Consider the following 5,744-nt stretch of genomic DNA (forward strand, 5'->3'; position numbering starts at 1 on the left):
GCGACGTTGTAACCGCCGAGCATGGTGCCCAGCAGTTCGGTGGCGCGCTCGCGGCTGATCAGCGCATTGGTTTCGGTGCCGAAGGCGATCGCGGCCAGGTAGGAGGCCTTGACCTTGGCGGCGTCATCCACGCCGGCCGGCACGCGGTGGGTCAGCAGGTCGAGCAGGAACTCGGCCTCGCCGGCGGGCGGGTTCTTCAGCAGTTCGATGACGTCGGCCGTCTGCTGGGCGCTCAGCGGCAGCGGCGGGATGCCAAGCGCGGCGCGCTCGGCTACGTGGTGGCGGTAGGCTTCCAACATGACAACTCCCGGGAAATTCTTTGAAAAGACTGCGGTTGAATACGGCGGTTGAATAAGTGGGCTCAGGCGTGCGGCACGATCAGCTTCAGGCCCTTGAAGTAGTCGCGGTAAAAGGTGTCGTTCCAGGTGATCAGGCCATCGCACTGCAGCAGCGCGTGCGAGCCGACCATGAAATCATCCAGGCCGCGCTTGCCGGTGCCGCGCTGGCGGTGGCGGCGGTGCATCTCACCGGCGCGCAAGGCGGACTTGGCTTCCAGTGGACTGAAATGGATGCCCATTTCCTCCAGCGCGCCCTGCACTTCGGCCCCGCCGCGCAGCGAGGCGCAGACCTCGGCCAGGGTCACCCCGCAGATCACCACCCGCCCGCCGACCAGGCTTTGACGCAGGCAGGCTTCCACCGCGTCGGCCTGGGGGCCGTTGCTGAGCAGTTCGATCAGGACCGGGGAATCGACGGCGATCATGCGCGGCTCATTCCGCGTCGCGGACCGCGTCGACGGCGGCCTGCGCCGAATCGAAGCCGTCCAGCGCGAACTTGCCACGGGCGCGCGAGATCGCATCGTCCACGCTCTTGCGCAGGATGATCCGGCTGCCGTCCAGCTCGACCTTCAGCTGGGTGCCCTTGGTCAGGCCCAGCGCATCACGGACCGCCTTGGGCAGGGTGATCTGTCCGCGTTCTGCAACGGTGGCTTCCATCGGTACGCCCTCCAAAGTATGCACAAATTATACATACTTGCGGGGGCATACTTCCACTCTCGCCGTGGCCGCCCCCAGGCGCCGTGGCCCTGCAGAAGATAGGCACCCCCGATGACATCAGCGATACATATCTCTATGTAGTCTGAGACCCGATGCCGCAGGCCGAAGGCCGGCTGAATGGTTCATACTTGGACCGGTCACCGGGCCTATCGGCCAACGGCGAACGCAAGCAGGCCCGCCCTCGCGCGGACCAATGCAAGCCATCCGCAAGAGGAGTCACCCCGCATGAGCGATTCGTTCTCCACCCGCAGCCAGCTGGATGTCGGCGGCACGACCTACGACTACTTCAGCCTGCCCAAGCTCGGACAGCAGTTCGACATCTCCCACCTGCCCTACTCGATGAAGATCCTGCTGGAGAACCTGCTCCGGCATGAGGACGGCGGGGCCACCGTCGGCCGCGACCACATCGAGGCCGTGGCGCGCTGGAACCCCAAGGCCGAGCCGGACACCGAGATCGCCTTCATGCCCGCGCGCGTGGTGCTGCAGGACTTCACCGGCGTGCCGTGCGTGGTCGACCTGGCCGCGATGCGCGATGCCGTGGTCAAGCTGGGCGGCCGCCCGGAACAGATCAACCCGCAGATCCCCTCCGAACTGGTCATCGACCATTCGGTGCAGGTGGATGTGTTCGGCACCCCCGACGCGCTGGACCTCAACGGCAAGATCGAATTCCAGCGCAACATGGAGCGCTACGGCTTCCTGCGCTGGGGCCAGAAGGCCTTCGACAACTTCAAGGTGGTGCCGCCCAACACCGGCATCGTCCACCAGGTCAACCTGGAAAACCTGGCCCGCGTGGTGATGACCGCCGACAAGGATGGCAAGGCCGTTGCCTATCCGGACACGGTGTTCGGCACCGACAGCCACACCACCATGATCAATGGCATCGGCGTGTTGGGCTGGGGCGTGGGCGGCATCGAGGCCGAGGCGGCCATGCTCGGCCAGCCGTCCTCGATGCTGATCCCGCAGGTGGTGGGCTTCAAGCTGGTCGGCAAGCTGCCCGAAGGCGCCACCGCCACCGACCTGGTGCTCACCGTCACCCAGATGCTGCGTTCGCACGGGGTGGTCGGCAAGTTCGTGGAGTTCTTCGGCGAGGGCCTGCAGCACCTGCCGCTGGCCGACCGCGCCACGATCGGCAACATGGCCCCCGAGTACGGCGCCACCTGCGGCATCTTCCCGATCGACAACGAATCACTGAATTACCTGCGCCTGTCCGGCCGCAGCGAAGAGCAGATCGCGCTGGTGGAGGCCTACGCCAAGGCCCAGGGCCTGTGGCACGACGCGCAGACCGCGCACGCCAGCTACAGCGCCACGCTGGAGCTGGACATGGGCACGGTCAAGCCGTCGCTGGCCGGTCCCAAGCGCCCGCAGGACCGCGTGCTGCTCGAAGACGTCAAGCAGAACTACCGCGACAGCCTGGTCGGCCTGACCACCAACCGCGACAAGCGCACCGCCGAAGTGTCCACCTTCGTCAGCGAGGGCGGCGGCGCGGCCGTAGGCAACGAACAGCTGGCCAAGGGCTACAGCGATGTGGAGCTGGACGGCCAGCGCTTCCGCCTGAAGGACGGCGCGGTGGTCATCGCCGCGATCACCTCCTGCACCAATACCTCCAACCCGGCGGTGATGATCGGCGCGGGCCTGCTTGCCCGCAACGCCGCCGCCAAGGGCCTGGACCGCAAGCCGTGGGTGAAGACCTCGCTTGGCCCGGGCTCGCGCGTGGTCACCGATTACCTTGAAAAGGCCGGCGTGCTCACCGAGCTGGAGAAGGTGGGTTTCTACGTGGTCGGCTACGGCTGCACCACCTGCATCGGCAACTCCGGGCCGCTGCCGGCCGAAGTGAGCGCCGGCATCGCCGCCGGCGACCTGGTGGTGACCTCGGTGTTGTCGGGCAACCGCAACTTCGAAGGCCGCGTGCACCCGGAAGTGAAAATGAACTACCTGGCCAGCCCGCCACTGGTCGTTGCCTACGCCATCGCCGGCACCACCGACATCGACCTCACCACCGAGCCGCTGGGCACCGGCAGCGATGGCCAGCCGGTGTACCTGCGCGACATCTGGCCGAGCAACAAGGAGATCGGCGATGTCATCGCCGCCACCATCGGGCCGGAGATGTTCAAGCAGAACTACGCCGACGTGTTCAAGGGCGATACCCGCTGGAACACCATCCAGTCGCCCGATGGCGACCTGTACGACTGGGACGGCAGCTCGACCTACATCAAGAACCCGCCCTACTTCGAGGGCATGACGATGGACGTCGGCCACATCGAGGACGTGCACGGTGCGCGGGTGATGGGCCTGTTCGGCGACTCCATCACCACCGACCACATCTCCCCGGCCGGCAACATCAAGAAGGACTCGCCCGCCGGCCGCTTCCTGCAGGAGCACGGCGTGCAGCCGGCCGACTTCAACAGCTACGGCAGCCGTCGCGGCAACGATGATGTGATGGTGCGCGGCACGTTCGCCAACATCCGCATCAAGAACCTGATGTTCGGCGGCGAAGAAGGCGGCAACACCCTGTACTACCCGGCCGATGGTGGTGAGCCGCAGAAGCTGGCCATCTATGACGCGGCCATGAAGTACAAGGCCGACGGCGTGCCGCTGGTGGTGTTTGCCGGCAAGGAATACGGCACCGGCTCCTCGCGCGACTGGGCGGCCAAGGGCACCAACCTGCTGGGCGTCAAGGCGGTGATGGCCGAGAGCTTCGAGCGCATCCACCGCTCCAACCTGGTCGGCATGGGCGTGCTGCCGCTGCAGTTCAAGGCCGGCGAGAACGCGCAGAGCCTGGGCCTGGACGGCTCCGAGCGGGTGGACATCAGCGGCCTGCGTGATGGGGCCAGCAAGACGGCCACGGTCACCGCGACCAAGGCCGACGGCACGGCCAAGACCTTCGAGGCGCACGTGATGCTGCTCACCCCGAAGGAAGTGGAGTACTTCAAGCACGGCGGCCTGCTGCAGTACGTGCTGCGTCAGTTGGCGGCCCGGTAGGCCCCGACCGTTGGTCGGGGTGTTGCCCCATCCGATAAGCCCCGACCGCTGGTCGGGGCGCTCCCGGCGGCATGCGGGAGGTCACCCCCGACGGTGGTGACCTGCCCCGCTCAGGGCCGCACCCCGAACAGATGCCAGGCCGAGGTCACCTTGGTGCCCTGCGCATCGATCACCCACAAACCGTCTTCCTTGCGCGTGGCGCCGTCGGCGGCGCCTTCGTTGTAGACGGTCACCACCATCTCCAGCGGCGGATGCGCCGGCCCCGCGGTGCGGAAACAGACCACCCCACGATCCTCATGGTGCACGTTGGCATGGAAGCCGGACGGACATGCCACCCCCACAAAGCGGTAACCCTGTCCCACCGGGTCCGCGCCACTCAACGCATGCGCGCTGTAGACGACCTGGCCCGCCGGATGCGCGCCCAGGCGCAGCCGGAACTGGCCGGTGTCGCCCACCGCCAGCACCGGAAAGTCCAGTTGCTGCAACGGTGCCGGCGCCGCATTCGCCGGGGCGGTCAAGGACAACATCAGCAGGGCCAGGCCACATGCTCGTACCATGGTGCAACTCCTTCAGGGGGCCCTTGATCATCGCCATCGCGCCGGCGCCCGTCTGTAGGATCTGTACGAACCGGGCCGGTTTTCACGCCCCCTTCGCCTTTTCCATTCGGCCCGGTATGCTGCCCGGACGTGAATTGGCTGATACTCGGGGCCAGCACACACTCTTATCAACGATTCCTGGAGGGGGAATATGAGTCTGGAACGTCCCTGGCTGCAGAGCTATCCCAACGGCGTGCCTGCCGAAATCGACGTCAACGAGTTCCATTCGGTCTCGGCCGTGTTCGACTCCTCGGTGGTCAAGTATCGCGACCGCCCCGCCTACTCCAGCTTCGGCAAGACCCTCACCTACGGCGAGACCGACGCGCTGGTCGAGCAGTTCGCCGCCTACCTGCTGGGCGAGCTGAAGTTGAAGAAGGGCGATCGCGTCGCCCTGATGATGCCCAACTGCCTCCAGTACCCGGTCGCCACCTTCGGCGTGCTGCGGGCCGGCCTGACGGTGGTCAACGTCAACCCGCTGTACACCGCGCGCGAGCTCAAGCACCAGCTGGTCGATTCCGGCGCGGCGGTGCTGGTGGTGGTGGACAACTTCGGCGACACCGTGCAGCAGGTGCTGGCCGACACCCCGATCAAGCAGGTGATCACCACCGGCCTGGGCGACATGCTCGGGCTCAAGGGCGTGGTGGTGAACTTCGTGCTGAAGTACATCAAGAAGATGGTGCCCAACTACAGCATCCGCGGCGCGGTGCGGTTCACCCAGGCACTCAAGCTGGGCAGCGCGCACACCCTGCCCAAGGTGGAGATCGACCACGAGGACGTGGCGTTCCTGCAGTACACCGGCGGCACCACCGGCGTGGCCAAGGGCGCCATGCTGACCAACCGCAACCTGATCGCCAACATGCAGCAGGCCTCGGCGTGGCTGTCCACCTCGGGGATCGAGCCGGGCAAGGAAGTGATCATCACCGCCCTGCCGCTGTACCACATCTTCGCGTTGACGGCCAACGGCCTGGTCTTCATGAAGTTCGGCGGCTGCAACCACCTGATCACCAACCCGCGCGACATGAAGGGCTTCGTCAAGGAGCTCAAGTCGGTGCGCTTCACCGCCATCACCGGCGTCAACACGCTGTTCAACGGCCTGCTCAACACCCCCGGCTTCGAC

5 protein-coding genes and 1 pseudogene are annotated in these 5,744 nt (G+C 66.3%); 2 read left to right on the plus strand and 4 right to left on the minus strand.

All coding sequences use genetic code 11. The features are described 5' to 3' along the window. From RSA25_RS18690 to RSA25_RS18700, 3 genes and pseudogenes are all read right to left on the minus strand, one after another. A pseudogene (locus RSA25_RS18690) lies at window positions 1-299 on the minus strand (aconitate hydratase B); the annotation flags it as partial. A gap of 62 nt (window positions 300-361) precedes the next feature. Continuing rightward, complete coding sequence (locus RSA25_RS18695) at window positions 362-760, minus strand: type II toxin-antitoxin system VapC family toxin (protein WP_332810331.1); 399 nt, start codon at window positions 758-760, stop codon at window positions 362-364. A 7-nt stretch (window positions 761-767) separates the two neighbouring features. Further along, entirely contained in the window at window positions 768-992 is a 225-nt protein-coding gene (locus RSA25_RS18700) for an AbrB/MazE/SpoVT family DNA-binding domain-containing protein (RefSeq protein ID WP_038688544.1), read from the minus strand. A 285-nt stretch (window positions 993-1,277) separates the two neighbouring features. Between RSA25_RS18700 and acnA the strand changes: the two genes are divergently transcribed. Continuing rightward, window positions 1,278-4,031 carry an aconitate hydratase AcnA gene (gene acnA, locus RSA25_RS18705; protein ID WP_332810332.1) on the plus strand — a complete coding sequence of 918 codons (2,754 nt, stop codon included), beginning with the start codon at window positions 1,278-1,280 and terminating at the stop codon, window positions 4,029-4,031. 110 nt (window positions 4,032-4,141) lie between these two features. On the opposite strand, the gene RSA25_RS18710 is transcribed toward acnA, so the two are convergent. Continuing rightward, window positions 4,142-4,588, minus strand: coding sequence for a hypothetical protein (locus RSA25_RS18710; RefSeq protein ID WP_332810333.1), 447 nt, complete (start codon window positions 4,586-4,588; stop codon window positions 4,142-4,144). 190 nt (window positions 4,589-4,778) lie between these two features. Here RSA25_RS18710 and RSA25_RS18715 point away from each other — a divergent pair. Beyond that, the coding region (locus RSA25_RS18715; RefSeq protein ID WP_332810334.1) for an AMP-binding protein at window positions 4,779-5,744 on the plus strand (966 nt) is incomplete at its 3' end.

Origin of the sequence: Stenotrophomonas sp., from assembly GCF_036662295.1 — a bacterium.
GTDB lineage: Bacteria > Pseudomonadota > Gammaproteobacteria > Xanthomonadales > Xanthomonadaceae > Stenotrophomonas.